Below are 26,723 nucleotides of genomic sequence, written 5' to 3'. Positions count from 1 at the left end.
CGGAGGTCCGCGCGGACACCCCGCCGGCGGCCCCCACCGCCGTCCCGCCGGCACCGAGCGCGCCGATCGACCTGTCCTCGGTTGTCGAAGGGGTGTCCGGCACCGCCGGTATCGCCGTGTCGCCGGTCGGCGGAGGGGACGTTCAGACGGCGGGCGAGTGGAGGACGGGTGTGGCGTGGTCGACCATCAAGGTCCCGCTGGCCGTCGCGGTGGCCCGCACCGACCCGCAGGCGCTCGAGAATGCGGCCACCGCGATCACTCTCTCGGACAACCAGGCCGCCGAGCAGCTGTGGAACGCGCTCGGCGGCGGAACCGCCGCGGCCTCGGCCGTGGGGGCGGTCCTGGTCGACGGCGGGGACGTCACCACACAGGTGCCGGCGGTCCGGGCCCGTGCGGAGTATTCGGTCTTCGGTCAGACCCGGTGGGCGCTGACCGATCAGGCCCGCTTCGGTGGTCGGCTGCCCTGCGTGCGGTCCGCCGGGCGGGTCCTGGAGCTCATGGGCCAGGTCTCGCCCGATCAGCGCTGGGGTCTCGGTCGGATCCCCGGGGCCCGGTCCAAAGGCGGCTGGGGCCCGGGGGAGAGCGGCGGATACCTGGTCCGCCAGTTCGGGATCGTGCCGGGCGCCGGAGGGGACGTGGCCGTCGCGATAGCGGTCGATGCTCCGTCCTTCGAGGCCGGGACGGCGGACCTGTCGACGATGGCGGACGCCCTCGCGCCGCTGCTGCCCTCGATCCCGGGCGGAGCCTGCTGACCCGCACGTGCGGGAGCCTTGTCACGACCGTGGCGACCGACACGAAAGAAGACAAGGTCGCCTGTCGGTTCGTCGCTCCCGACCTCGTAGTGCTTGCGGGTGAGCAGTATCGACAGCAGGCGAATCCCGGCGCGGTCGACCAGGGCCCTTACGCGGAGGCCGGGTCCGGCAACACCCGCGAGGGTGGCGTGACGATGTCGCCGTGGCAGCCGCACCTAGACTGGGTCAGGGCCGTCGACCGGGTGGTCGCCGTCCCGTGACCCGAAGGAAAGGCCACACCATGCTCTCCCGCATCGACCTGCGCGGTCGCAGTCTCGGCACCGCCGAGTTGCGTCGCACCCTCCCGCGCGGCGCCGCCGACGTCGACTCTGTCGTCGACACCGTCCGCCCGGTGGTCGAGGCGATCCGCGAGCACGGGGCCCCGGCGGCACTCGAGTACGGCGAGACGTTCGATTCGGTCCGTCCGGCGTCGGTCCGGGTTCCGGCCGAGGTCATCGCCCGGGCGGTCGACGAGTTGGACCCGGACATCCGGGCCGCGCTGTCGGAGGCGATCCGTCGTGCTCGCATCGTCCACTCCGCGCAGCGCCGCGGTGACACCGTCACCGAGGTCGCCCCCGGGGGGTTCGTCACCGAGCGCTGGGTGCCGGTCGAACGCGTGGGCCTCTACGTTCCCGGCGGTAAAGCCGTCTACCCCTCCAGCGTGATCATGAACGTCGTGCCGGCTCAGGTCGCCGGGGTCGGGTCGCTGGCAGTGGCCTCTCCGCCCCAGGCGGATTTCGGTGGCTGGCCGCACCCGACCATTCTCGCCGCGTGCTCACTGCTCGGGGTTGAGGAGGTCTGGGCGGTGGGTGGTGCCCAGGCCGTGGCGTTGCTCGCCTACGGCGGTCAGGACACGGATGACTCCGTTCTCGAGCCCGTCGACATGGTCACCGGCCCCGGCAACGTGTACGTCACCGCCGCCAAGCGCCTGTGCCGCAGCGTCGTGGGCATCGACTCCGAGGCGGGCCCCACCGAGATCGCCATCCTCGCGGATGACACCGCCGACCCGGTCCACGTCGCGTACGACCTCATCAGCCAGGCGGAGCACGACCCGAACGCTGCGAGCGTCCTGGTCACCCACTCCGAAACGTTGGCGGACGCCGTGGACCGTGAGATCGAGGCGCGCTACGAGGTGACCCTCAACTCGGACCGGGTGCGCGAGGCGCTCGAGGGGCCGCAGTCGGGCATCGTCCTGGTGGACGATATCGAGGCCGGCCTGCGGGTGGTCGACGCCTACGCGGCCGAGCACCTCGAGGTCCAGACCCGCGATTCCGCGGCCGACGCCGCCCGCGTGCGCAACGCCGGCGCGATCTTCGTGGGCGCCTACTCGCCCGTCCCGCTCGGGGACTACGCGGCGGGGTCCAACCACGTCCTGCCCACGTCCGGCACGGCGCGACACTCGTCGGGGTTGAGCGTGCAGACCTTCCTCCGGGGAATCCATGTCGTCGACTACGACCAGGCCGCCCTCAAGGAGATCGCGCCGACCGTAGTCGCACTCGCTGACGCCGAGCGGCTGCCCGCGCACGGTGAGGCCGTACGGGCCCGGTTCGAGGACCTCGGCACGGGAGAGGACGGACGATGACCGATTCCCCACGTCCCGGAGTCGGGCTCGGCGCCCTCCCACTGCGGGAGAATCTCCGCGGCCAGAGCGCCTACGGGGCCCCGCAACTCGAGGTCCCCGTACAGCTCAACACCAACGAGAACCCACACCCGCCCAGCGCGGAACTGGTCGCCGGCATCGCCGGCGCCGTCGCCGCTGCCGCCGAAGACCTCAACCGCTATCCCGACCGTGACGCCGTCGCACTGCGCACCGACCTGGCCTCGTACCTCACCCGCCAGACCGGCGTCGATCTGGACGTGGACATGGTCTGGGCCGCCAACGGTTCCAACGAGATCCTGCAGCAGCTGCTGCAGGCGTTCGGCGGGCCCGGGCGCAGCGCCATGGGCTTCGTCCCCAGCTACTCGATGCACCCGATCCTCGCGGCCGGAACCGATACCGAGTGGATCCCGGTGGACCGCGGGTCCGACCTGTCCATCGATATCGCCGCTGCGGTGGCTGCGATCGAGGAGCACCGGCCGGACGTCGTGTTCGTCACCACGCCCAACAACCCCACAGGGCATGTGGTCGACCTCGACGACCTGCGACGCCTGCTCGACATGGCCCCCGGCATCGTGGTGGTGGACGAGGCGTACGCGGAGTTCTCGCCGTCCCCGAGCGCCTGCACCCTGCTCGCCGACTATCCGACCAAGCTCGTCGTGTCGCGGACCATGAGCAAGGCGTTCGCGTTCGCGGGGGGCAGGCTCGGCTACTTCGCGGCCGATCCGTCCTTCGTCGAGGCGGTGCTGCTCGTACGGTTGCCCTACCACCTGTCGATGATCGCGCAGGCCGCTGCCCGTGCCGCGCTTTGTCACGCCGACGAGACGTTGGCCTCCGTCGCGTTGCTCGCCGAGGAACGCAAGCGCGTCACCGCCGGGCTGGAGGAGCAGGGCTTCGAGGTGCTTCCCAGCGAGGCCAACTTCGTCCTCTACGGGCCGTTCGTGGACGCGGCGCGTGCGTGGCGGCGTTATCTGGACGCCGGCGTGCTGATCCGTGACGTGGGCATCCCGGGTCGACTTCGTGCGACCATCGGGCTCGAGCACGAGAATGATCGGCTGCTGCAGGTGAGCGCCGAATTGGCGGTCGAGGAGATCGAGACCCGAACCGAGGAGAAGCGATGAGTGAACAGACCGCGCGGCGGGGTCGCGTCGAGAGGACGACCAGGGAGTCGTCGATCGTCGTGGAGATCGACCTCGACGGGACCGGCCGGACCGACATCTCGACCGGCGTGCCGTTCTTCGACCACATGCTGACGGCCTTCGGGCAGCACGGTGCCTTCGACCTCACCGTGCGCGCGACCGGTGACAGCGAGATCGAAGCGCACCACACGGTGGAGGACACCGCGATCGTCCTGGGACAGGCGCTCGCGCAGGCCCTCGGCGACAAGCGCGGCATCCGCCGCTTCGGTCAGTGTTCCCTGCCCATGGACGAGACGCTCGCCGAGGCGATCGTCGACGTCTCCGGACGGCCCTACTTCGTCCACACCGGTGAGCCCGAGATGATGGTCGGCTACGTCGTGATCGGTCACGACAGCGCGCCCTACGGAACGGTGCTCAACCGGCACGTGTTCGAGACCCTCGCCTACAACGCCCGGATCGCGTTGCACGTCCGCGTGCACTACGGCCGCGATCCGCACCACATCACCGAAGCCGAGTACAAGGCGGTCGCGCGCGCTCTGCGCGCAGCCGTCGAGCCGGACCCGCGGATCACCGGCATCCCCTCGACCAAGGGCGCGCTGTGATGCCGGCGTGACCCCGCGCGTCCACACCCCGGGGGCCTTCTCGAAGCTGGCGCGTACCCCCGGGGTCCCGGCCGCGTTCGTCCTGGTCCTGCTCGCCTTCGGCGGGTTCTCCCTGCTGCTGCCCGTGGTGCCGCTCGCCGTGGTCCGTGGCGGCGGGAGTGAGTTCGTCGCGGGCGCCACCACCGGCGTGTTCATGACGGTGACCGTCCTGTTCCAACTCGCCACCCCGAGAGTCACGGCCGCGATCGGCTATCGCTGGGTACTGGGGATCGGCAGCGCGCTGCTCGGTCTCCCCTCGGGTCTGCTCGCACTGCTCGATGGCCCGTTCGCGGTATTGGCGATCAGTGGAGTGCGAGGCGCAGGATTCGGCATGATGACCGTCGCCGGCTCGGCTCTGGTGGCAGAACTCGCGCCCCCCGGCATGCTCGGTCGGGCGACGTCACTGATCGGACTCGCCGTCGGCATCTCCGAAGCCATCTTCCTGCCGGTCGGCCTGTGGCTGCTCGACCTCTTCGGCCTGCCCACGGTGGCCTGGGCGGCCACCGGGTTCGGCGTCGTGGGACTGGTCGCCGCCGCTCGACTGCCCCATGTGTACCCGAGCCCGCCGGGGGAGTCGGAGCAGTCGGCGCTCGGCCCGAGGCAGGTCGTTCTCCTCCTGGCCGGGCCGTTCCTGGTCATGGTGGCGGTGACCCTGCCCTACGGAGCAGCGGCGTCGTTCCTGTCACCCGCGTTGGATTCCATCGTCTCCGGAAGCGGCGCGGTCGTCGCCGGCGTGGGACTCGGACTATTGGGCGCCGGTGTCATCGTCGGCCGCACCGTCGCCGGGCTCATCTCGGACCGACGTGGACCCGGGGCACTGGTCTGGCCGGGTCTCGGGGTGGCGGCACTCGGAATGCTCGGCATCGCGGGGTTGTTGACCATGGAGGTGAACCCCTGGTGGTTCCTCGTCCCGACCGTCGTCTTCGGTCTCGGGTTCGGAGCCGTTCAGAACGAAGCCCTGGTCGCGTCGTTCGAACGGATGCCGCGCTCGCGTCTGGGGACGGCGTCCGCGTCGTGGAACATCTCCTTCGACGCCGGTACCGGTCTCGGATCCGTCGTCATGGGCGGGTTCGCCGGCCTCGGCTACGTCGTGCTGTTCGCCGTGGCGGCCGGGGTCGTCCTCGCGGTGGGCGGCCCGGCGGCGGTGGGCGCCCGACGCACCAGGCCCACGCGCGATCTGACCCTGACCGACACCGGCGATAAGGTGAACCAATGACGACTTCCGCCACACGGGTAGCACTCCTGGACTACGGCTCGGGAAACCTGCGGTCCGCGCACCGTGCGCTCGAGCGGGTCGGCGCCGAGGTCGAGCTCACCTCGGATCCCCGCGTCGCCACCGAGGCGGAGGCGTTGGTCGTGCCGGGGGTCGGCGCGTTCGCCGCCTGCATGAAGGGACTCGAAGCGGTCAAGGGCCCCCGGATCATCGGTGAGCGTCTCGCCGGCAGCCGGCCCGTCCTGGGTATCTGCGTCGGCATGCAGGTCATGTTCGAGCGCGGCACCGAGTTCTCGGACGGGGAGCACGAGGACTCCCCGGGGGTCCCCGGGTGCGGTGAGTGGCCCGGCGTGGTGGAGAAGCTGCACGCACCCGTGCTGCCGCACATGGGCTGGAACACCGTCGAGGCGCCCTCGAACAGCATCCTGTTCGCCGGCATGCCCGCCGACGAGCGGTTCTACTTCGTCCACTCCTACGGCGTCCAGCGCTGGGAGATGGAGCCGTCGGATCACCTCCGAGCCCCCGACGTCACCTGGGCCGAGCACGGCACCAGGTTCATCGCGGCTGTGGAGAACGGCCCGCTGTCGGCCACTCAGTTCCACCCCGAGAAATCGGGCGACGCGGGACTGCAGCTCCTCGAGAACTGGATCCGTTCTGTCCGATAGGGGTGAGGGGGACCGGGCTCCGGTGTCCTTCGCCGTGCTCGCCTTGGGGGTGGCCGGCGCGGGAGTACTCGGTCTCGCGCTGACCGCGATCGCGGTGGCCGTGGTCCCCGTGCCGCCGGTCGGCAAGGCCGTCGTCGCACTGGTCGGGCTGCTCCTGTCGGTCGCCGCGATGGGTCTGGTGTCCAACCGCATCACCGATCGCGCGATCCGCGCCGAGTACGGCGAGGAGCCCGGCGGGCAGGCGGAGCGCCCCGGTGACGACGGACTAGGCTGATGGCCGTGACCAACGCCAATTACCTCGAACTCCTGCCCGCCGTCGACGTCGCAGACGGTCAGGCCGTCCGTCTCGTCCAGGGGGAGGCCGGGACCGAGACCTCGTACGGGGCCCCGCTCGACGCGGCGCTGCAGTGGCAGCGTGACGGTGCGGAATGGGTGCATCTCGTGGACCTCGATGCCGCATTCGGCCGGGGCTCGAATCGCGACCTCCTCGCCGAGGTCGTGGGGGCGCTCGACGTCAAGGTCGAGATGTCCGGTGGCATCCGCGATGACGACTCGCTCGAGGCCGCCCTGGCCACCGGCTGTGCGCGCGTGAACCTCGGTACGGCCGCGTTGGAGAACCCGGAGTGGTGTGCCTCGGCCATCGCCCGTCACGGTGATCGCATCGCGGTGGGACTCGACGTGCGGGTGGTCGACGGCGAGCCCAGGCTGCGTGGTCGCGGATGGGTCTCCGACGGCGGCAACCTCTGGGAGGTTCTCGAGCGTCTGGACGCGGACGGCTGCGCCCGGTACGTCGTCACCGACGTGTCCAAGGACGGCATGCTGAACGGGCCCAACCTCGAGATGCTCTCGCAGGTGTGCGCGGCCACCGACGCCCCCGTGGTGGCGTCGGGAGGTGTCTCCTCTGTCGCGGACCTCGAGGCCATCGCCACGCTGGTGCCGCAGGGCGTGGAGGGCGCGATCGTCGGCAAGGCGCTCTACGCGGGCCGGTTCACCCTTCCCGAGGCGCTCGCCGCCGTCAGCCGACGCTGACCACGCGGCCTCGTGACCGCCAGGTAGCTTCCCGACCCCGCATGACCTCGAGCAGGAGGCCCGAGATGGACCATCAGACCGGAAATGCCCTGCCGACGGACCTCCCCGTCGACCCGACCGAGGCGCTCGCGCTGGCGACGCGCGTGCTCGACGAGGTTACTCCTCGCTTCGTCGAGGGGGTCGGCGCGAAGGGCATCCAGAACAAGGGATCGCGCAACGACTTCGCGACCGAACTGGACCTCGAGTTGGAGCGCCGTATCTCGGAGGCCCTGAGGGAGGGGACAGGGCTCGAGGTGCACGGTGAGGAGTACGGCGGTCCGCCCGTCAACGAGGGCACGCTCTGGGTGGTCGACCCCGTCGACGGCACGGCCAACTACTCGTTGGGCATCCCGACCGCCGGCATCCTGGTCTCGTTGGTCCACGAGCGTCAGCCGGTGCTGGGGCTGACCTGGTTGCCGCTGCTGGGGATGACGTTCACCTCGATCGCGGGGGGACCGCTCAAGGAGAACGGCGCGGAGGTCTCGCAGATCCCCGACGTCTCCATCCGTGACGTCGCACTGGGGCTGGGTTCCCTCAACACCGGTGCCCGCACGACCTACCCTCCGGCCTATCGCCGCGAGGTCTTCGAGCAGCTCACGCTCGACGCGGCCCGGACCCGCAAGTTCGGCTCCACCGGGGTGGACCTGTCTTTCGTCGCCTCGGGGCGACTGTCGGCGGCGGTCAGCTTCGGCAACTTCGCGTGGGACAACGCGGCCGGCGCCTCCCATGTCCGCGCAGCGGGTGGTGTGGTCACCGACCTCACGGGGGAGCCCTGGTCCACCGACTCCCAGTCCATCCTCGCCGCGGGCCCGCGAGCCCACGCGGAGGTCCTCGACACGATCCGTCAACTCGGCGAGCCGAGCAACTTCTTCGAGGCCGGGCGACGGCGCGCCACTCCGGAGCCCGAGAGCCCCCGTCCGTGGCTCCAGGGCGGGCGGTGACCGGATCATGACACTCGCCACCAGGGTCATCCCGTGCCTCGACGTGGACGCCGGCCGCGTGGTCAAGGGCGTCAACTTCCTCGACCTCCGCGACGCGGGTGATCCCGTGGAGTTGGCCGCCGCCTATGACGAGCAGGGCGCCGACGAGCTGACCTTCCTCGACGTGACCGCGTCGTCGTCGGGTCGCGGGACCATGATCGACGTGGTCAAGCGCACCGCCGAGCAGATCTTCATCCCCCTCACCGTGGGAGGAGGCGTGCGTACCGAGGAGGACGTCAACCAGTTGCTGCGGGCCGGCGCGGACAAGGTGAGCGTCAACACCGCCGCCATCGCCCGCCCCGAGCTGCTCGGCGAGCTCAGTCGACGATTCGGCTCGCAGTGCATCGTCCTGTCCGTGGACGCGCGGACCGTACCCGAGGGGTCCGAGCAGACCCCGTCGGGATGGGAGGTCACCACGCACGGTGGTCGCCGCGGTACCGGCATCGACGCCGTCGAGTGGGCGCGGCGCGGGCAGGAGCTCGGCGTGGGCGAGATCCTGCTCAACTCGATGGACGCCGACGGCACCAAGGCGGGTTTCGACCTGGCGATGGTGAAGGCGGTCCGCGAGGCGGTGTCGATACCCGTCATCGCCTCGGGCGGTGCCGGTGCGGTCGAGCACTTCGCTCCGGCGGTCCACGCCGGGGCCGACGCCGTCCTCGCGGCCAGTGTCTTCCACTTCGGGGAGATGACCATCGGCGACGTGAAGGACGCGCTCGCGGCAGAGGGGATCACGGTCCGATGAGCGCCCACGTCCTGGATCGTTCGATCGCCGAGAGGCTGTCGCGCAACGCCGACGGCCTCGTCGCCGCGGTCGTGCAGGACGCGACGTCGGGCAGGGTGCTCATGATGGCGTGGATGGATGACGCCGCGCTGGCGGAGACGCTGGCGACCCGGCGGGGTGTGTACTACTCCCGCTCGCGTGGGCAACGGTGGGTCAAGGGGGAGACCTCCGGCCACGTGCAACACGTGCGTCGCGTGGAGATCGACTGCGACGGAGACACCGTCCTGCTCCATGTCGACCAGACCGGCGCGGCCTGCCACCGGGGCACCACCAGCTGTTTCGACACCGCAACCCTGCTCGGAGAGGACTGAACGGCGTGCCCTTCATCCAGATCAACCAACTCGACGGGATGGCCGCGGCGGACAAGGCCCGCGTCATCGAGGCGGTCACGGCCGCGTACGCCGAGGCCTCGGGCAAGGACCCGGCGAAGGTGTGGGTCCACGTCCACGACATGCCGCACGATTCCTTCGGGATCGGCGGCAAGGCCCTCGGATGAGCACCGAGACGACCACGTTCGAACAGTTCCGCGCGCTCGCCGCGGGCCACCGGGTCGTGCCGGTGGTGCGCACGGTGTTGGCGGATTCCGAGACCCCGTTGTCCGCGTACGTCAAGCTCGCCGGCGACCGACCGGGGACGTTCCTGCTGGAGTCGGCGGAGCACGGGCGCTCGTGGTCGCGGTGGTCGTTCATCGGCTGTGGGGCGGCCGCCGCGTTGACCGTCGACGGCTCGGGCGAGGCGACGTGGTGGGGCAACGTGCCCGCGGGCGCGCCCACCGGCGGTGACCCGCTGGACGCGCTCCGGAGGACACTCGACCTGTTGCGCACCGATCAGATCCCGGGACTGCCCCCGTTGACGTCGGGAATGGTCGGTTACCTCGGGTACGACATTGTGCGCCGGCTCGAGCGGATCCGGCCCGACACCGTCGACGACCTGCAGGTGCCGGAGATGGTCCAGTTGCTGGCCACGGATCTGGCGGCGTTCGATCATCATGAGGGCCGCATCCATCTCATCGCCAACGCGGTCAACTGGGACGGCAGCGACGAGCGGGTCGAGCAGGCCTACGCGGACGCGGTGGCCCGGGTCGACTCGATGACGGCGCGGCTCGCCGACCCGGGGACGGGCGGAGTGAGCGTGTTCGACACTCCCGCCCCCGATGTGCGTCGCTGCACCGACGAGTCGACGTACCATGCGCGGGTCGCCGACATCATCGAGCAGATCTACTCGGGCGAGGCCTTCCAGGTGGTGCTCAGTCAGCGGTTCGAGGTCGACACCGCCGCCTCGCCGCGCGACGTCTACCGGATTCTGCGCACCACCAACCCGAGCCCCTACATGTTCCTCATGACGATCCCGGACGGTAGCGGGGAGGACGGGTTCGGCGATACCGCCTTCACCATCGTGGGATCGAGCCCGGAGGCGTTGGTGACCGTCCAGGACGGGGCGGCGACGACCCATCCGATCGCGGGGACCAGACCGAGGGGCGACGACGAGGAGCACGACGTCCTGCTCGCCAAGGACCTGGTGGATGACGCCAAGGAGAACGCCGAACACCTGATGTTGGTCGATCTCGGTCGCAACGACCTCGGCCGGGTCTGCGTGCCGGGCACGGTGGAGGTGACCGAGTTCCGCCAGGTCGAGCGCTACAGCCATGTGATGCACCTCGTGTCCACGGTGACCGGGCGCCTGGCCGACGGGCAGACGGGCATCGACGCCGTGACCGCCTGTTTCCCGGCCGGCACGCTGTCCGGATCGCCCAAGCCCCGCGCTCTGCAGATCATCGAGGACCTCGAGGACACGCGACGCGGTGTCTACGGGGGCGTGGTCGGCTACGTCGACTTCGCCGGAAACACCGATCAGGCCATCGCGATCCGGTCGGCCGTGATCAAGGACGGCACGGCCTACGTCCAGGCGGGTGCCGGCATCGTCGCCGATTCGGTGGCCGCCTCGGAGGATGCGGAGTGCCGCAACAAGGCGATGGCGGTCCTGCGGGCCGTCGCAGCCGCGGAGACACTGCGCGACGCAGGGGAGGGCCGGTGACCCACCGCGCCCGTCTGCTGGTCCCCGTCGTGCTGTTGGTGGTGGGGGCGGCGCTGCTGTGGGTCGCCTCGCGGATGGTGTGGCTCGACGTGGTGGCCTTCAACGACCAGTCGGGAGAGGGCCGACGGGCCCTGACCGGAGCGGACTGGCAACCCGCCCTCGTCCCGCTCGCACTGGGTGCGCTGGCGGCGATCGCCGCTGTGGCGCTGGTCCGAGGTACTGCCGCGCGAGCGGTGGGCGCCGTCATCGCACTGCTCGGCGTGGCCGCCGGGGGCCTCATGGCGATGTCGGTGGGGGAGGTCGACGCCGACCGGGTCCACTCGGTGATCACGAGTGACGAGGGCCTGGCCCGGACCGATGCCGGGCCGGGTTCCGAGGGCGCGGAGGCGATCCCGCAGTGGTCGGAGATCACCGAGTTGTCGACCCGGCCCGCGGGACCCGTGATCACCGGCGCGGGCGCCGTCGCCCTGTTGGCGGCGGGGATCGTCGTCCTGGCCAGTCCGGCCCGCCCGGTGCGCCGCGACGACCGGTACGTGACCCCGGCGGCCCGGCGGGAGGGTGCGGCGACCGGACCGGACACGGAGGACGACGCCGGGCGGGACCTGTGGCAGGAGTTGGACGACGGACGGGATCCGACCGGCTGACCGGGTCGGGGCGGTCCCGATTCGGGAACCCCGGCCGGGACCTCTATTGTTGATCTCGATCACACTTTCCGCCCTACGACTGCAGAGGGAGGTCACGGTGGGTACCGTGCTCGACTCGATTCTCGACGGGGTCCGTGAGGACGTCGCGGCCCGTGAGGCCGTCATCGATATGGCGGCCGTGAAGAAGGCGGCCCAGTCGGCGGCGGACCCACTCGACGCTCTCAAGGCGTTGCGCGATCCCGGGGTGGGCGTCATCGCCGAGGTCAAGCGGGCCAGCCCGTCCAAGGGTGCCCTGGCCGAGATCCCCGACCCCGCTGTCCTGGCCCGGATGTACGAGAAGGGCGGGGCGCGCGTCATCTCCTGCCTCACCGAGGAGCGGCGTTTCAACGGCAGCCTGGCCGATCTCGACGCGGTCCGCCGCGCGGTCGACATCCCGGTTCTGCGGAAGGACTTCGTGGTGGGGCCGTACCAGATCCACGAGGCGCGGGCGCACGGCGCGGATCTGATCCTGCTCATCGTGGCCGCGCTCGAGCAGGACGCCCTGGTGTCGCTCCTCGATCGCACCGAGTCGCTGGGTATGACGGCGTTGGTGGAGGTCCACACCGAGGAGGAGGCCGACCGCGCGCTGGAGGCCGGAGCCACGGTCATCGGTGTCAACGCCCGCAACCTCAAGACACTCGAGGTCGACAGGGACGTGTTCTCCAGGATCGCGCCCGGGCTCCCGTCCGACGTCGTCAAGATCGCCGAGTCCGGGGTCCGGGACGCCTCGGACCTCCTGGCGTACGCCAGCGTCGGGGCGGACGCCGTGCTCGTGGGCGAGGGACTGGTGACGCAGGGCGACCCGCGGGCGGCCTGCAACGCCCTGGCCACGGCCGGTGCCCACCCGTCCTGCCCGCAGGGACCCCGCTAGTCCGGTGCCGCCGGCTTCCGGCAGACTGGGGACGTGAACTCCAAGGATTTTCCGACACTGCCCACCATGGGAGAGGTGCTCCGGTCCACCACCGGACATGAGCCCGACCAGCGGGGCCACTGGGGGCCGTTCGGCGGCCGTTACGTCCCCGAGGCGCTGATGGCGGTGGTCGACGAGGTGACCGACGCCTACGCCAAGGCCCGGGCGGACGACGAGTACCTCGACGAGCTCGACCGGTTGCAGCGCCACTACTCGGGTAGGCCGTCGCCGTTGTACGAGGCGACGCGGTTCGGTGCGGAGATCGGTGCGCGGGTGTTCCTCAAGCGCGAGGACCTCAACCACACGGGCTCCCACAAGATCAACAACGTCCTCGGCCAGGCGCTGCTCGCGCAGCGGATGGGCAAGAAGCGGGTGATCGCGGAGACCGGCGCCGGTCAGCACGGGGTGGCCACGGCGACGGCGTGTGCCCTCCTCGGCCTCGAGTGCAAGGTCTACATGGGCGCGGTGGACGTGCGCAGGCAGGCGCTCAACGTGGCGCGGATGCGGTTGCTCGGTGCCGAGGTCGAGGCCGTGGAGATCGGTTCGGCCACGTTGAAGGACGCGATCAACGAGGCGATGCGGGACTGGGTCGCCCACGCGGACGACACCTATTACGCGTTCGGTACCGCGGCCGGGCCGCACCCCTTCCCGACGATGGTCCGCGACTTCCAGCGCGTCGTCGGCGCCGAGGCCCGGGTGCAGATCCTCGATCAGGCCGGTCGGCTGCCGGACGCCGCCGTGGCGTGCGTCGGCGGTGGTTCCAACGCGATCGGGTTGTTCCATTCGTTCATCGACGACGAATCGGTTCGTCTGGTCGGGTGCGAGGCCGGGGGTGACGGCGTGGGGTCCGGACGCACCGCGGCGACCGTCAACGCGGGGACGCCCGGGGTCTTCCAGGGTTCGTACGCCCATCTCATGCAGGACTCCGACGGGCAGACGATCGAGTCCCATTCGATCTCGGCGGGCCTGGACTACCCGGGTGTCGGGCCCGAGCATTCGCGCCTGGCGGAGATCGGGCGGGCCGAGTACCGCCCGATCACGGATACCCAGGCCATGGACGCGTTCGCTCAGTTGTGCCGCACTGAGGGCATCATCCCCGCCATCGAGTCGGCGCACGCGATCGCCGGTGCCGCGCAGCTCGCCGCGGAGGGCGTGGACCTCATCCTGGTCAACGTCTCCGGTCGCGGCGACAAGGACGTCGACACCGCCGCCCGGTGGTTCGGCCTGTTGGACGGGGGGACCCCGCCCGAGGCCGGGGTGGATTCGAGCCAGGGCGCCGACGACGGCGCGGGCGAGTTCGCGGACGGAGGAGTCGAGGGATGAGCGTTCTCAGTGACGTGTTCGAGCGGTGCCGGAGCGAGGACCGGGCCGCGCTCATCGGCTACTACCCGGCGGGTTACCCGACTCTCGAGGGGTCGATCGACGCCGTGCGCACGATGGTCGAGGGCGGATGCGACATCGTCGAGGTCGGCATCCCGTACTCCGATCCCATGATGGACGGGCCGACCATCCAGGCCGCCGCCGACACCGCGATCGAGGCCGGGTTCCGCGTGGCGGACACCTTCGAGGTGGTCCGCGCGGTCGCCGCAGCCGGTGCGGTCCCCGTGGTCATGACCTATTGGAACCCGGTGCTCCAGTACGGTGTCGACCGTTTCGCCGCCGACCTCGCCGCCGCCGGCGGTACCGGCGTCATCACGCCCGACCTCATCCCGGACGAAGCCGAGGACTGGATCGCCGCGTCGGACGCCCACGGAATCGACCGGGTGTTCCTCGTCGCGCCGTCGTCGACCCCCGAGCGACTCGCGATGACGCTCTCCAACACGGGCGGTTTCGTCTACGTCCAGGCCGTCATGGGAGTCACCGGCGCCCGGGACGTCGTCTCGGACGCGCCCCGGACCCTCACCGCGCGGGTCCGTGAGATCTCCGGCCTCGCCTGTGGGGTCGGGCTGGGGGTGCGCAACGGTGAGCAGGCGGCCGAGATCGCATCGTACGCCGACGGCGTGATCGTCGGGTCGGCACTCATCACGGCGGCGACCGAGGGGCTCGACGCCCTCGGGAGGCTGACCGCCGAGTTGGCCGAGGGCGTCCGCCGGCGCGGGACCGGGTCGTGATCCCCAGCCCTCCCCAGGGCGTCTGGGAGATCGGTCCGTTCCCCCTGCGTGCGTATGCCCTGTGGATCATCCTCGGCATCGTCGTCGCCATCTGGTGGGGCGAGAAGCGCTGGGTCGCCCGTGGCGGCCGGGCCGGCGTGGTGATCGACACGGCGCTGTGGGCGATCCCCTTCGGCCTGATCGGCGGACGGATCTACCACGTGGCCACCGATTGGTACCGCTACTTCGGAGAGGGCCGCGATCCCGTCGACGCGTTGAAGATCTGGGATGGCGGCCTGGGCATTTGGGGCGCGGTCGCGTTCGGCGCTCTCGGCGCCTACATCGGTCTGCGTCAACAGGGCATCCGGGCGCTGGGGGCGCTGGGCGACTCGATCGCCCCCGGCATCGTGTTGGCACAGGGGATCGGCCGACTGGGCAACTACTTCAACCAGGAGCTCTACGGCCGCGAGACCGATGTGCCCTGGGCGCTGGAGATCTACCAGCGTTACGACGAGTCCTACGGGTACTCGGAGACGATCGGGCGGTCGACCGGCCAGGTGCTGGCGACCGTTCACCCGACATTCCTCTATGAGCTGCTGTGGAACGTTCTCGTGGCGATCGCGTTGGTGCTGATCGACCGGCGGTTCCGCCTGGGCCACGGTCGGCTCTTCGCCCTCTATGTGGCGTTGTACTGCTTCGGTCGCTTCTGGGTGGAACTGCTGCGCGCGGACGCCGCCACAGAGGTGTTCGGACTGCGTATCAACACCATCGTCTCACTCGTGGTCATGCTCGCCGCGCTGGTGTATCTCTGGCGGGCCCGCCGCGGCCGGGAGGAGGCCTCTGACCTGCGGGCGCCGGACGACGTCGGGGACGACCCGGCGGAGGGTGGTCCCGCGGGCGACGCACCCCCGTTGGCTGGTCGTTGACCTCGGGTTAACCGGGTGGCCGGTCGAGGGGACTAGATTGGTACGAGTGAATCGTCGTACCAAGATCGTCTGCACCCTGGGTCCCGCCGTCGCGTCGGAGGAAGGCATCCGAGAGCTGGTCGACGCGGGGATGGATGTCGCCCGCCTCAACTTCAGCCACGGAGAGCACGCTGACCACGAGGCCAACTACCGATGGGTCCGCAAGGCCTCCGACGAGTCCGGCCGGGCCGTCGGCGTCCTCGCGGACCTGCAGGGCCCCAAGATCCGCCTCGGCCGCTTCATCGAGGGCCGGCACGAGTGGGCGGAGGGCGACCGTGTCGTCATCACCGTCGCGGAGGTGGAGGGCACCAAGGATCGCGTCTCGACCACCTACAAGGGGCTGGCGAACGACGCCCGCCCGGGAGACCGCCTCCTCGTCGACGACGGCAACATCGGACTGACCGTCGAGAAGGTCGACGGTGACGACGTCCACTGCGTCGTGACCGAGGGCGGAACCGTCTCCAATAACAAGGGCGTGTCCCTGCCGGGTATGAACGTCTCCGTCCCCGCGCTGAGCGAGAAGGACATCGCCGACCTCCGGTTCGCCCTCGGTCTGGGGGTGGACTTCATCGCGCTGTCGTTCGTGCGGTCGCCGGCGGACGTCGACCTCGTGCACGAGGTGATGGACGAGGTGGGCATCCACGTTCCCATCATCGCCAAGCTCGAGAAGCCGGAAGCCGTCAAGAATCTCGAGTCCATCGTCCTGGCATTCGACGCCATCATGGTGGCCCGGGGCGACCTCGGCGTGGAGTTGCCGCTGCAGGAGGTGCCGCTGGTCCAGAAGCGTGCCATCCAGATCGCGCGCGAGAACGCCAAGCCCGTCATCGTGGCCACCCAGATGCTCGAGTCGATGATCACGAACTCCCGGCCCACCCGGGCCGAGGCGTCCGACGTGGCGAACGCCGTCCTCGACGGGGCGGACGCGGTGATGCTCTCGGGGGAGACCTCCGTGGGCAAGTACCCGATCGAGACCGTACGCACGATGTCGTCCATAGCACTCGCGGTGGAGTCGGACTCCACGGCCGCGCCGGATCTGGTGCACATCCCACGGACCAAGCGCGGTGTCATCTCCTACTCCGCCCGCGAGATCGGTGAGCGGCTGGGGGCGAAGGCGCTCGTCGCGGTCACCTCGACGGGGGACACGGTGCGGCGGCTCGCCCGTCTGCACAGCCACCTGCCGCTCATCGCCATCACCAGCGACCCCCGCATCCGCAGCCAGCTGGCGCTGACGTGGGGGACCGAGACCTTCCTCACCGACCGCGTCAACGACACGGCGGAGATCGTCAAGGTCACCGACGAGATGCTGCTCCCGCTCGACGGGTACAACGAGGACGACCTGATCGTGCTCGTCGCGGGGAACGTGCCGGGCGTCGAGGGGTCGACCAACTTCATCCTCGTCCACCGGATGGGCGAGGTCGACCACTGATCACCATCGGATAACAACCGACAGGCGCCGGTGAGCAAGCCGCTCACCGGCGCTTTCGTCTGTGTTCGTGCCTTTGACGTGACAGAGTCGAGACACTTCTGTTACCTTCTTGGGGTCGACCGGGGAAGCCGGTCACGTCCCTGCTTCACCCGCTCCAGTCTCCGAGGTTCCCTGATGTCCGACGCCACTCGCATTTCCTACGCCGAGCTCGCCGATCGACTCGGCGTCGAGGGCACCGGCGCGACCGCCGGGCGCCACCGCGCCGCCCGCTCGTCCAACATGGGCCGCCTCGTTGCCGGCACCGTCGCCGGCGCCGCCCTCTCCGGCGGCATGGCCATGGCCGCCGCCCCCGCAGCCTCCGCCCAGTCCGCCGAGATCAACGCCGACCAGCTGACCGAGATGGCGCAGGGCGTCATCCAGGGCATCGGCCTCACCGAGGACCAGCTTCGGGAGTACGCGATCGACCCGGCTGTGTTGGGCTCGCTCGGTGTCCCCTCCGTCGGTGGCGCCCACGCCCCGACCTACGGTCCGATCACCTCCGGCTTCGGCCCCCGTTGGGGAACGTTCCACAACGGCACGGACTTCGGTGCACCGATCGGGACCCCGATGTTCGCCGCCAAGTCCGGCACCGTCGTGGCTGCCGGCCCGGCCTCGGGGTACGGACTGTGGATCCGGATCCAGACCGACGACGGCCACCTGCTCGAGTACGGACACAACGACCAGAACCACGTCTCGGTCGGCCAGCGGGTCAACGCCGGGCAGGTCATCGGAATGGTCGGAAACCGCGGCTACTCCACCGGGCCGCACCTGCACTTCGGTGTGCGCAACCCGGCCGGCCAGTGGATCGACCCGGTGCCGTGGCTCCGCGCCAACGGCGTCGCCGTCTGATCGATCGACGCCCCCGACACGCACCCGTCGCGCCCCGTCTCCCCTCGAGGAGGCGGGGCGCGACCGCGTTGACGGGCCACGTGTCGGGCCTTTCTGACACAGTGGGGCGAGAGAGTCCACCACCAGTCGAGAGGCGATCCATGTCGCAGACCGTCAAGGGCGTCATTGCCCGTAGCAAGGGGGCCGAGGTCGAGTTGGTCGACGTCGTCGTCCCCGATCCCGGACCGAACGATGTCATCGTGCGGGTGCAGGCGTGCGGCGTCTGCCACACGGACCTGGCGTACCGGGACGGCGGGATCAACGACGAGTACCCGTTCCTGTTGGGCCACGAGGCCGCGGGCATCGTCGAGACCGTCGGTGACCGGGTCACCCATGTCGCCGAGGGCGACTACGTCGTCCTCAACTGGCGCGCGGTGTGCGGTGAGTGCCGGGCCTGCAAGAGGGGCCAGCAGCAGTACTGCTTCGCCACCCACAACGCGTCCAAGAAGATGACGCTGAGCGACGGCACCGAGCTCACCCCCGCGCTCGGCATCGGCGCGTTCATCGACAAGACCCTCGTCCACGAGGGGCAGTGCACCAAGGTCGACCCAGCGGCGGACCCGGCGGTCGCCGGACTGCTCGGATGCGGTGTCATGGCCGGCATCGGCGCGGCCGTCAACACCGGCCAGGTCAGCCGTGGCCAGTCCGTCGCCGTCATCGGGTGCGGTGGAGTCGGTGTCGCCGCGGTCGTGGGCGCCCGACTCGCGGGCGCCTCGACGATCATCGCGGTCGATATCGACGACACCAAGCTCGAGTGGGCCAAGGACTTCGGTGCGACCCACGCGGTCAATTCGACCTCGACCGATCCGGTGGCCGCGATCCAGGAGCTCACGGACGGCGTCGGCGCCGACGTCGTGATCGACGCCGTCGGTCGGCCGGAGACGTACGAGCAGGCCTTCTACGCGCGTGATCTCGCCGGGACCGTGGTCCTGGTGGGCGTGCCCACGCCGGAGATGCGGTTGGAGTTGCCGCTGCTGGACTTCTTCGGCCGTGGTGGCTCGCTCAAGTCGTCCTGGTACGGCGACTGTCTGCCCGAGCGCGATTTCCCGATGCTCGTGGATCTGCATCTGCAGGGTCGGCTCCCGCTCGAGAAGTTCGTCTCCGAGCGGATCGGCATCGACGCCGTCGAGGCGGCGTTCGACGCGATGAAGTCCGGTTCCGTCCTCCGATCGGTGGTGACGATGTGAGCGAGATCCACACCAGCGCCGGGCACGCCGGCGGGCTGCGCATCGAGAAGGTCGTCACGAGCGGCATCTTCGCGCTCGACGGCGGCGAGTGGGAGGTCGACAACAACATCTGGATCCTCGGGGACGACTCCGAGGTGTACGTGATCGACGCCGCGCACACTGCCCAGCCGATCATCGACGCGGTGGCGGGCCGCCGGGTCAAGGGCATCCTGTGTTCGCACGCCCACAACGACCACATCACTGTGGCGCCGGAACTGACGGAGAAGCTGGATGCGCCGATCCTGGTGCACCCGGGTGACCAGATGCTGTGGGACGAGACCCACCCCACCGTCTCCCACGGCGAGCTCTCCGACGGGCAGCGTCTGGAGATCGCGGGTACCCGCATCGACGTGATGAACACGCCCGGGCACTCACCGGGATCGTGCGTGTTCCACGTTCCCGAGGCGGGCGTGTTGTTCTCCGGCGACACCTTGTTCTCCGGCGGACCGGGGGCCACGGGCCGCTCGTACTCGGATTTCCCGACCATCATCACCTCCATCCGCGAGCGCATCCTCACGCTGCCCGCGGAGACGCTGGTGCACACCGGTCACGGTGACGGGACGAAGGTCGGGGACGAATCCCCGCACCTCGAGGAGTGGATCGCCCGAGGGCACTGAGACCGCCGCCGTGGGCGCGGGGAGGACTGACGCGGGGGAGGGGCCGGGGAGATGACGACGACGAGGACGCCCGCAGAGTCCGGTCCTCCCACTCCGTGGCACACCCTCGCGCCCGCGGAGGTGTTGTCCCGCCTCGGTACGGGCCCGGACGGACTCACCAGCGCCGAGGCGGGCGCCCGTCTCGTCCGGCACGGGCCCAACACCTTGCCCGAGGCCGAGCGGGTTCCCGGGTGGCGGCGGGTGGTGAGGCTGCTGGCGGACCCGATGATCCTCGTGCTCGCGGTCGCGGCTGCGGTGAGCGCGGGGGTGTCCCGGGAATGGGAGACCCCCGTGGTCATCCTGCTGGTGGTCGCGCTGAACACAATCCTCAACTACGTCCAGGAGATCCGTGCCGAGGCCGGTCTCGCAGCCCTGCGCGATATGTCGGTCCCGCACAGCCGGGTGGTGCGGGACGGCGTGGAGGCCGAGATCGACAGCAGTGGGCTCGTCCCGGGCGACATCGTGGTGGTGGAGTCCGGAGATAGGGTCCCCGCCGACGGCCGGGTGCTCTCCGGATCCCGGTTGCAGGTGGCCGAGGCGACGTTGACCGGGGAGTCGGCCCCGGTGGACAAGGCCGCGGGAGCGGTACAGGACGTCGTCGCGCCTCTCGGAGACCGCGCTGGCATGGTGTTCATGAACACGGAGGTCACCCGGGGCCGGGCGCGCATCGTGGTGACCGGTACCGGTGAACACACCGAGATGGGCGCGATCGCGGACCTGCTGGGCGGTGCGGGCGCCGGTCCGACGCCGCTGCAGAAACGGATCGGTACGCTCGCCCGCGTCCTCACCGGGATCGCGCTGACCGTGGTGGGACTGGTCCTCGCGATCGGGCTCGTGCGCGGTCAGTCCTGGGCGGACATGCTCCTGTCCGCGGTCTCCCTGGCGGTGGCCACGATCCCGGAGGGGCTCACGGCGGTCGTGGCGTTCACGCTCGCGATGGGTGCCTCGCGCCTCGCCCGCGAGGGCGCGATCATTAAGAACCTCGCCGCCGTCGAGACACTCGGTTCGACGAGCCACATCGCGACGGACAAGACCGGGACCCTCACCCTCAATGAGATGACCGTCACGCGGATCGTCGCGGGCGGCGGGTCGTACTCCGTGACCGGGACCGGATACGACGGGGCCGGGACCGTCCTGTCGTCCGACCCGGACGTCGTACCGGACCTGAGACGGGCCGCGGTGGCCATGGCGTTGTGCAACGACGCGATCGTCGCCGACGGGCGACTGGTCGGAGATCCGACCGAGGGCGCACTGTTGGTGGCGGCGACCAAGTGCGGGATCGACGTCGAGGGGCTGCGCGCCGCCCGTCCGCGGGTGGCCCAGGTCCCGTTCGACTCGGCGTACAAGTTCATGGCGACGGTCAACCGCGCACCGGGTGGAGACCTCGTCCTCCACGTCAAGGGTGCCACCGGTGCCGTCCTGCCTCGCGCCACGCACGTCTGGGACGGGGCGACGGCGGTGGAGCTCGACGACGAGCGGCGTGGAGCGTTGCGCGCGGACACGGAGGGGCTCGCCGCGTCCGGCCTGCGCACGCTGCTCGTGGCCGCCCGGCCTTTCGGCGACGGTGACGGACCACCCGACGAGGACTCTCTGCTCGGCGAGGTCCGCGACCTGACAGTGCTCGCGGTGCTGGGGATCGTCGACCCACCGCGGCCACGCGCCGCCGAGTCGATACGCATCGCCCACCAGGCGGGCATCTCGGTGCACATGATCACCGGAGACCACCTGGTCACGGCCTCGGCCATCGCCCGCGACCTCGGTATCGGCGGGGAGGCGGTGAGCGGTGTCGAACTGGACCGCATCGACGCCGAGGAGCTGTCCGCCCGGGCCGCTCGCCTCGGCGTGCTGGCCCGCGTGACCCCCGAGCACAAGATCCGGATGGTGCGGGCCCTCCAGGCTGACGGGGACGTGGTGGCGATGACGGGAGACGGTGTGAACGATGCGCCCGCCCTGCGTCAGGCCGACATCGGGATCGCCATGGGGATCACCGGTACCGACGTGTCCAAGGGCGCGGCGGACATGGTGCTCACCGACGACAACTTCTCGACGATCGTCTCCGCGGTGCGGCAGGGGCGGGGGATCTACGACAACATCGTCAAGTTCGTGAAGTTCCAGCTCACCACCGCGTGGGCGTTCGTGATCGTCTTCTTGGCGAGTGGTCTGTTGGGGCTGGCGACGGTGCCGTTCACCGCGCTGCAGGTCTTGTTGGTCAACATCGTCATGGACGGCCCGCCGGCGATGGCCCTGGGTGTCGAGCCGGTGGAGAAGGATGCCATGCGCAGGCCTCCGCGTCCGGCCGGCGAACAGATCCTCACTCTGACGCGCTTGGTGCGGATCCTCTGGCTGGGCGTCGTGATGGCCGTGGGTACCCTGCTCGTGCTGGCGTCCGCCGAGGCGGTGTTCCCCGATCGAGCAGGGGAACCGCTGTTCGCCACCACGTTGGCGTACGCGACGTTCGTCTTCTTCCAGGTGTTCAACCTGATGAATGTTCGATCCGACCACGGCTCGGTGTTCTCTCGCGACATGGCGCACAACGCCCCGATCTGGGTCGCGCTGGGCGCGGTGCCGCTGCTGCTGATCGCGGTGGTCCAGGTGCCGTTCCTGCAGGGCGTCTTCGACACCACCTCGCTCCGCGCCGACGAATGGCTGCTGGCCACCGCGGTGGCGTCGTCGATCCTCTGGCTGGAGGAACTGCGCAAGGCCGGCGCGAGATGGCGTACGCGACGGGCCGGTGTGTCGGGCAGGATGGACGTGGTCTGACGCGCCCACCCGAGGGCGCCGCCACCACCGCGTCAGGTAGCGGGCGCGACACGGTCGGACCGACGAGGAGGAGTCATCATCATGGCCAGGGTCACCGCCAGCAACACCATCGTCATCGAGGCGCCCGTCGAGGCCGTGAGCGCGGCGATCGCCGACTACGCGCAGGTCCGGCCCCGCATCCAGCCCGAGCAGTTCAGCGCCTACCGCCTGATCCAGGGTGGACAGGGGGACGGCACCGTCGCGGCGTGGAACCTCCAGGCCACCAAGAAGCGAAGCCGGGACGTCAAGGCCAACGTCACTGTCGACGACGCCGCCGCGCACTGGTCACTCGTGGAGAAGGACGAGAACTCGTCCATGGCCACCACCTACACGGTGCGCGAGACGACGGGGGGCGCGCTCGTCGAGATGACCACCTCGTGGGACGGCGCCGGGGGAGTGGGTGGATTCTTCGAGCGGACCTTCGCGCCGGCCGGGCTCAAGCGCATCCAACACGCCCTGCTGTCCAATCTCAAGGACGACCTCGAGGGGTAGCCGACCGGGTTCCGACCGGGCTCAGTCTGGCCGGGCTCAGTCTGGCCGGTCCGCCGAGCGAGAGCGGTCCGCCGAGGGACTCGTCGTAGTCGCGGTGGCGGACTCGGCCGCCTCGACATCCGTCCCCGTGGGCGCGGCCGCCGCGGCCGCCTCGCGCGCGGCCTCGGCCTGTGCCGAGCCGGTCCGGAGCACGATCTGCGGCATGAACGCCAGGATCACCGAGGCGGCCACGGCGAGGATGCCGGCCACCAGATAGATCTCGGACATGCTCAGTGCGTAACCCTGCTCGAAGGGGTGGGCGACCAGCTCGGGAAGCCGGTTGATCACCGAGGAGTCCTTGGTGACCGTTTCCAGTGCCCCCGCGCCGGTGGTCGGGTCGGCGAGGGCCCGGACGATCCCGTACGCGTCGGGATCCTGCCGCAGGGCGGGGTCGGCGAGGCCCTCCTGAACACCGCGGGCGAGGCTACCGTCGGCGGCGGCCTGCTCTAGTTCGCCCGAGATGGAGCCACCGACGCGGCTGAAGAGAATTGACAGGAACACCGCGACGCCGGCGGTGCCACCGAGCTGACGGAAGAAAGTGGCCGACGCGGTGGCCACACCGATCTCCCGCGGACTCACGGCGTTCTGGACGAGCAGGGTGAGCGGCTGCATGCAGTTGCCGAGCCCGATGCCCAACACCAGCATGTAGACCATCACCAGCGTCAGCGACGTGTCTGCATCGATCGTCCACAGCAGGAACAGGCCGACAGCGGCCACCGCCGTGCCGAAGATCGGGAACTCGCGGACACGACCGGTCCGGGAGATGAGCTGGCCCGACACGATCGAGGCACCCATCATCCCCGCGACCAGCGGGAGCATCATGAGTCCCGACTCCATGGGATCGGCTCCGTGCACGATCTGCATGTACAGCGGCAGCGTCATCATGCCGCCGAACATGGCCATACCCACGATCACGCCTCCGACCGTGACGATCGCGAAGGTGCGGTCGCGGAACAGTCGGAGCGGGATGAGGGCCTGGTCGCCCGCGCGGGCCTCCACGATGAGGAAGAGCCCGATGCCGGCTAGCCCGACGACGTAGCAGCCGAGGGCGGCGGGGGAACCCCACCCCCAGGTGTTGCCCTGCTCGGCCACCAGCAGGAGAGGTACCAGACCGACGACTATCGCGGCGGCCCCCACCCAGTCCACGCGATGGTCGACCCGGACGTTCTTGACGTTGAGCGTGATCATCACGAGGGTCAGGGCCGCCGCGCCGATGGGGACGTTGATGAGGAAGATCCAGCGCCACCCGTCGATGCCGAAGATCGTGTCCGCCCCGGCGAAGAACCCGCCGATCACCGGCCCGAGGACCGACGACGACGCGAAGACCGCCAGCATGTAGCCCTGGTATTTGGCGCGGTCACGGGGCGGGATGATGTCGCCAATGATCGCGAGCGCCAGGGACATCAGTGCGCCGGCACCCAGTCCCTGGATGCCGCGGAAGACGGCGAGCATGTACATCGAGGCGGCGAGCGTGCAGAGCAATGAGCCGAACACGAAGATGACGATGCCGATCACGAAGAACGGCTTGCGTCCGTAGATGTCGGAGAGCTTGCCGTACAGGGGCGTCGAGATGGTGGACGTCATGAGATACGCGGTGGTGACCCACGCCTGGGCGTCAAGGCCCTGCAGGTCGTCGGCGATGGTGCGGATCGCCGTGCTCACGATGGTCTGGTCGAGGCTGGCCAGGAACATGGCGGACATGAGGCCGGCCAGGATGACGAGGATCTGGCGGTGCGTGAACTCGCCGTCCTCGCTTGCGTGGACCGAGGATGTCTTGGGAGTGGTCATCGGTTCTCCTCGGCGGAGGTGAGAGAGCAGAGTTCGGCGTGGAGGGAGTCGGCCAATCGGGCGAGGTCCGCGATGAAGGCGTCCGCCCGGTCCGGCGTCCAGTCCTCGAGGAGGCCGGCCATCCAGTCACCACTGCGCTCGAACACCTGGCTGACGAGATCGGTGCCCTCGGCGGTGAGTGTGACGAGGCTGGCACGTCCGTCATCGGGATCGGGGACCTTTGCGATGAGCCCGCGGGTCTCGAGTTGGCGGACCTGGCGACTCACCACCGAGACGTCGGTGTGGACTCGGGCGGCCAGGTCGGTGACCCGGGCCGGGCCGTCATGGATGGCGAACAGCAGCGGATGCGCGGACGGCTCGACGGCCTCGTCGTAGCGGGGCACCGAGAGGTTGACCGCACGCAGGAGTTTGACCACCCGCGAGAGGTCCACCACCAACCGGCCACCGCGTTCCGCGTCTATCGCCATCTTGACTCCTCGAACCGATTGCTTGCAACAAGCAAACATTACGCGCGTCGCGGACCACCGCGCCACCGGCTGGCGCGCGGGTGGAGAGGGCGGAGGCGGTGATGAGGTGATGAGAGGAATACGAGCGGGTCTGACCTCGCTCGAGCGGTGGTGCCCCCGGTCGGACTCGAACCGACACTGGACGGGTTTTGAATCCGTTGCCTCTGCCAATTGGGCTACGGGGGCGAACGCGGTGAACCGCTGGTCCGGAAGTCTAACCGACGACCGATGAGCGTCTGTCCGACGCCCGCCCTAGAGTGGCCGTGTGAGCACCACGAGTCAGACCGCAGAAGCCAACACCGCCCCCGGTTCGGGCGCCACCTCCGGCGCCACAGCGGGGGAGGGGCCCACCCGCCTGCTGCTCCTGGACGGGCACTCACTCGCGTTCCGTGCGTTCTACGCGCTGCCGGCCGAGAACTTCTCCACGGCGTCCGGGCAGCACACGAACGCCGTGTACGGATTCCTGTCCATGGTCGCCAACCTGGTGACCGAGGAGGAGCCCACGCACCTGGCCGTGGCGTTCGACGTCTCCCGTGCGACGCTGCACCGCACGGCGGAGTACCCCGAGTACAAATCCACCCGGTCGGCCGCGCCCGAGGAGTTCAAGGGGCAGGTCGAACTCATCCAGGAGGCGCTGGTGGCGCTGGGGGTGCGGACGCTGTCGCTGGAGGGCCACGAGGCCGACGACATCATCGCCACCCTCGCCACCCACTCGGGCGGTGCCGAGACGCTGATCTGCACCGGGGACCGCGACGCTCTGCAGTTGGTGTCCGACGAGGTCACCGTCCTCTATCCGGTCAAGGGGGTATCCGAGCTCGCCCGCTTCACACCCAGCGCCGTCGAGGCGAAGTACGGGGTGACACCGGCCCAGTACCCGGACGTCGCCGCGCTGCGCGGTGACACCTCCGACAACCTCCCGGGCGTGCCCAAGGTCGGCGACAAGACCGCAGCCAAGTGGATCACCCAGTACGGCACCCTCTCGGAGCTCATCGCGCACGCGGACGAGGTCAAGGGCAAGGTCGGTGAGAGCTTCCGCGAGCACCTGCCCCAGGTGCAGCTCAACCGGCGGATCACCGAGCTCACGCGTGACCTGGACCTGGGCGTCGAGATCAGGGACCTCGTCCGCGCCACCCCGGAGCGTGCCGACGTCAACGCACTGTTCGACCGGTTGGAATTCGGCCCCCAGGCGCGCGACCGATTCCTCTCCGCCTTCCTGCCGGAGGGCGCCCCCCAGCCCGCCGCCGAGGTGGAGCTCGAGCAGGCCGCGGTGCTGCACGCCGGCGAGGTCTCCGACTGGCTCGCCGCCC

The 26,723-nt window shown here is 70.0% G+C and carries 28 protein-coding genes and 1 tRNA gene; 26 read left to right on the top strand and 3 right to left on the bottom strand.

Annotated features, from left to right (window positions below; genetic code table 11):
- From G6024_RS03620 to G6024_RS03500, 25 genes are all read left to right on the top strand, one after another.
- Positions 1-752, top strand: a 752-nt coding sequence (locus tag G6024_RS03620; RefSeq protein WP_206683378.1) for a hypothetical protein, incomplete at its 5' end; no start/stop codon positions are given.
- 29 nt (positions 753-781) lie between these two features.
- A complete protein-coding gene (locus G6024_RS03615; protein WP_119191832.1) occupies positions 782-1,012 on the top strand; it encodes a hypothetical protein in 231 nt (76 codons plus the stop codon).
- 20 nt (positions 1,013-1,032) lie between these two features.
- Entirely contained in the window at positions 1,033-2,373 is a 1,341-nt protein-coding gene (gene hisD / locus G6024_RS03610) for a histidinol dehydrogenase (RefSeq protein WP_159148056.1), read from the top strand.
- Positions 2,370-3,509, top strand: coding sequence for a histidinol-phosphate transaminase (locus G6024_RS03605; RefSeq protein WP_119191831.1), 1,140 nt, complete (start codon positions 2,370-2,372; stop codon positions 3,507-3,509). Before hisD ends, G6024_RS03605 begins: the two co-directional genes overlap by 4 nt.
- Entirely contained in the window at positions 3,506-4,129 is a 624-nt protein-coding gene (gene hisB / locus G6024_RS03600) for an imidazoleglycerol-phosphate dehydratase HisB (protein WP_120285867.1), read from the top strand. Before G6024_RS03605 ends, hisB begins: the two co-directional genes overlap by 4 nt.
- 7 nt (positions 4,130-4,136) lie before the next feature.
- A complete protein-coding gene (locus G6024_RS03595) occupies positions 4,137-5,384 on the top strand; it encodes an MFS transporter (protein WP_159148052.1) in 1,248 nt (415 codons plus the stop codon).
- On the top strand, positions 5,381-6,046 hold the full coding sequence (gene hisH / locus G6024_RS03590; RefSeq protein WP_119191829.1) for an imidazole glycerol phosphate synthase subunit HisH: 666 nt from the start codon (positions 5,381-5,383) through the stop codon (positions 6,044-6,046). The genes G6024_RS03595 and hisH overlap by 4 nt, the downstream gene beginning before the upstream one ends.
- Before the next feature lie 22 nt (positions 6,047-6,068).
- Complete coding sequence (locus G6024_RS03585; RefSeq protein WP_119191828.1) at positions 6,069-6,320, top strand: hypothetical protein; 252 nt, start codon at positions 6,069-6,071, stop codon at positions 6,318-6,320.
- Positions 6,320-7,075 carry a bifunctional 1-(5-phosphoribosyl)-5-((5-phosphoribosylamino)methylideneamino)imidazole-4-carboxamide isomerase/phosphoribosylanthranilate isomerase PriA gene (gene priA, locus G6024_RS03580; RefSeq protein ID WP_119191827.1) on the top strand — a complete coding sequence of 252 codons (756 nt, stop codon included), beginning with the start codon at positions 6,320-6,322 and terminating at the stop codon, positions 7,073-7,075. The genes G6024_RS03585 and priA overlap by 1 nt, the downstream gene beginning before the upstream one ends.
- A 65-nt stretch (positions 7,076-7,140) precedes the next feature.
- Positions 7,141-8,055 (top strand): inositol monophosphatase family protein, encoded by a 915-nt coding sequence (locus G6024_RS03575; protein ID WP_159148050.1) that lies wholly within the window; start codon positions 7,141-7,143, stop codon positions 8,053-8,055.
- Positions 8,056-8,062: 7 nt separating this feature from the next.
- A complete protein-coding gene (gene hisF, locus G6024_RS03570) occupies positions 8,063-8,836 on the top strand; it encodes an imidazole glycerol phosphate synthase subunit HisF (RefSeq protein ID WP_096905587.1) in 774 nt (257 codons plus the stop codon).
- Complete coding sequence (gene hisI, locus G6024_RS03565; protein ID WP_119191825.1) at positions 8,833-9,186, top strand: phosphoribosyl-AMP cyclohydrolase; 354 nt, start codon at positions 8,833-8,835, stop codon at positions 9,184-9,186. The genes hisF and hisI overlap by 4 nt, the downstream gene beginning before the upstream one ends.
- 5 nt (positions 9,187-9,191) lie before the next feature.
- A complete protein-coding gene (locus G6024_RS03560; protein WP_119191824.1) occupies positions 9,192-9,371 on the top strand; it encodes a tautomerase family protein in 180 nt (59 codons plus the stop codon).
- On the top strand, positions 9,368-10,909 hold the full coding sequence (locus G6024_RS03555) for an anthranilate synthase component I (protein ID WP_067713982.1): 1,542 nt from the start codon (positions 9,368-9,370) through the stop codon (positions 10,907-10,909). Before G6024_RS03560 ends, G6024_RS03555 begins: the two co-directional genes overlap by 4 nt.
- Positions 10,906-11,553, top strand: a complete 648-nt coding sequence (locus tag G6024_RS03550) for a TIGR02234 family membrane protein (RefSeq protein ID WP_067713985.1) — start codon at positions 10,906-10,908, stop codon at positions 11,551-11,553. The genes G6024_RS03555 and G6024_RS03550 overlap by 4 nt, the downstream gene beginning before the upstream one ends.
- 97 nt (positions 11,554-11,650) lie before the next feature.
- The gene (trpC, locus tag G6024_RS03545; protein ID WP_159148048.1) at positions 11,651-12,463 is read left to right on the top strand and encodes an indole-3-glycerol phosphate synthase TrpC; all 813 of its coding nucleotides are present in this window, start codon (positions 11,651-11,653) and stop codon (positions 12,461-12,463) included.
- 66 nt (positions 12,464-12,529) lie between these two features.
- A complete protein-coding gene (trpB, locus tag G6024_RS03540; protein ID WP_119191823.1) occupies positions 12,530-13,825 on the top strand; it encodes a tryptophan synthase subunit beta in 1,296 nt (431 codons plus the stop codon).
- Positions 13,822-14,613 carry a tryptophan synthase subunit alpha gene (gene trpA, locus G6024_RS03535; RefSeq protein ID WP_120285877.1) on the top strand — a complete coding sequence of 264 codons (792 nt, stop codon included), beginning with the start codon at positions 13,822-13,824 and terminating at the stop codon, positions 14,611-14,613. The genes trpB and trpA overlap by 4 nt, the downstream gene beginning before the upstream one ends.
- A complete protein-coding gene (gene lgt, locus G6024_RS03530; RefSeq protein ID WP_067713993.1) occupies positions 14,610-15,518 on the top strand; it encodes a prolipoprotein diacylglyceryl transferase in 909 nt (302 codons plus the stop codon). Before trpA ends, lgt begins: the two co-directional genes overlap by 4 nt.
- A gap of 46 nt (positions 15,519-15,564) precedes the next feature.
- Positions 15,565-16,983, top strand: coding sequence for a pyruvate kinase (gene pyk / locus G6024_RS03525; RefSeq protein ID WP_159148045.1), 1,419 nt, complete (start codon positions 15,565-15,567; stop codon positions 16,981-16,983).
- Positions 16,984-17,157: 174 nt separating this feature from the next.
- Complete coding sequence (locus G6024_RS03520; protein ID WP_159148043.1) at positions 17,158-17,871, top strand: M23 family metallopeptidase; 714 nt, start codon at positions 17,158-17,160, stop codon at positions 17,869-17,871.
- A gap of 140 nt (positions 17,872-18,011) precedes the next feature.
- Positions 18,012-19,097, top strand: coding sequence for an S-(hydroxymethyl)mycothiol dehydrogenase (locus G6024_RS03515; protein ID WP_159148041.1), 1,086 nt, complete (start codon positions 18,012-18,014; stop codon positions 19,095-19,097).
- The gene (locus G6024_RS03510; protein ID WP_181694258.1) at positions 19,094-19,753 is read left to right on the top strand and encodes an MBL fold metallo-hydrolase; all 660 of its coding nucleotides are present in this window, start codon (positions 19,094-19,096) and stop codon (positions 19,751-19,753) included. The genes G6024_RS03515 and G6024_RS03510 overlap by 4 nt, the downstream gene beginning before the upstream one ends.
- 51 nt (positions 19,754-19,804) lie before the next feature.
- Positions 19,805-22,552 (top strand): cation-translocating P-type ATPase, encoded by a 2,748-nt coding sequence (locus G6024_RS03505; RefSeq protein ID WP_159148039.1) that lies wholly within the window; start codon positions 19,805-19,807, stop codon positions 22,550-22,552.
- Between the two features lie 81 nt (positions 22,553-22,633).
- On the top strand, positions 22,634-23,083 hold the full coding sequence (locus G6024_RS03500; protein WP_119191818.1) for an SRPBCC family protein: 450 nt from the start codon (positions 22,634-22,636) through the stop codon (positions 23,081-23,083).
- Positions 23,084-23,119: 36 nt separating this feature from the next.
- Here G6024_RS03500 and G6024_RS03495 read toward each other — a convergent pair whose 3' ends face one another.
- The 3 genes from G6024_RS03495 to G6024_RS03485 form a co-directional block, all read right to left on the bottom strand.
- Positions 23,120-24,910: an MDR family MFS transporter gene (locus G6024_RS03495; RefSeq protein ID WP_159148037.1), complete on the bottom strand. Its 1,791-nt coding sequence runs from the start codon at positions 24,908-24,910 to the stop codon at positions 23,120-23,122.
- Complete coding sequence (locus G6024_RS03490; protein WP_067714010.1) at positions 24,907-25,377, bottom strand: MarR family winged helix-turn-helix transcriptional regulator; 471 nt, start codon at positions 25,375-25,377, stop codon at positions 24,907-24,909. Before G6024_RS03490 ends, G6024_RS03495 begins: the two co-directional genes overlap by 4 nt.
- Before the next feature lie 148 nt (positions 25,378-25,525).
- Positions 25,526-25,602: transfer RNA gene (locus tag G6024_RS03485), tRNA-Leu, on the bottom strand.
- Between the two features lie 79 nt (positions 25,603-25,681).
- Here G6024_RS03485 and G6024_RS03480 point away from each other — a divergent pair.
- A partial coding sequence (locus G6024_RS03480) for a 5'-3' exonuclease (protein WP_277355614.1) occupies positions 25,682-26,723 on the top strand: 1,042 nt, incomplete at its 3' end.

Source organism: Dietzia maris (assembly GCF_014144855.1).
Classification (GTDB): domain Bacteria; phylum Actinomycetota; class Actinomycetes; order Mycobacteriales; family Mycobacteriaceae; genus Dietzia; species Dietzia kunjamensis.
The sequence above is the reverse complement of the archived record's forward strand: the minus strand, read 5'-3'. Positions and strand labels throughout refer to the sequence as shown.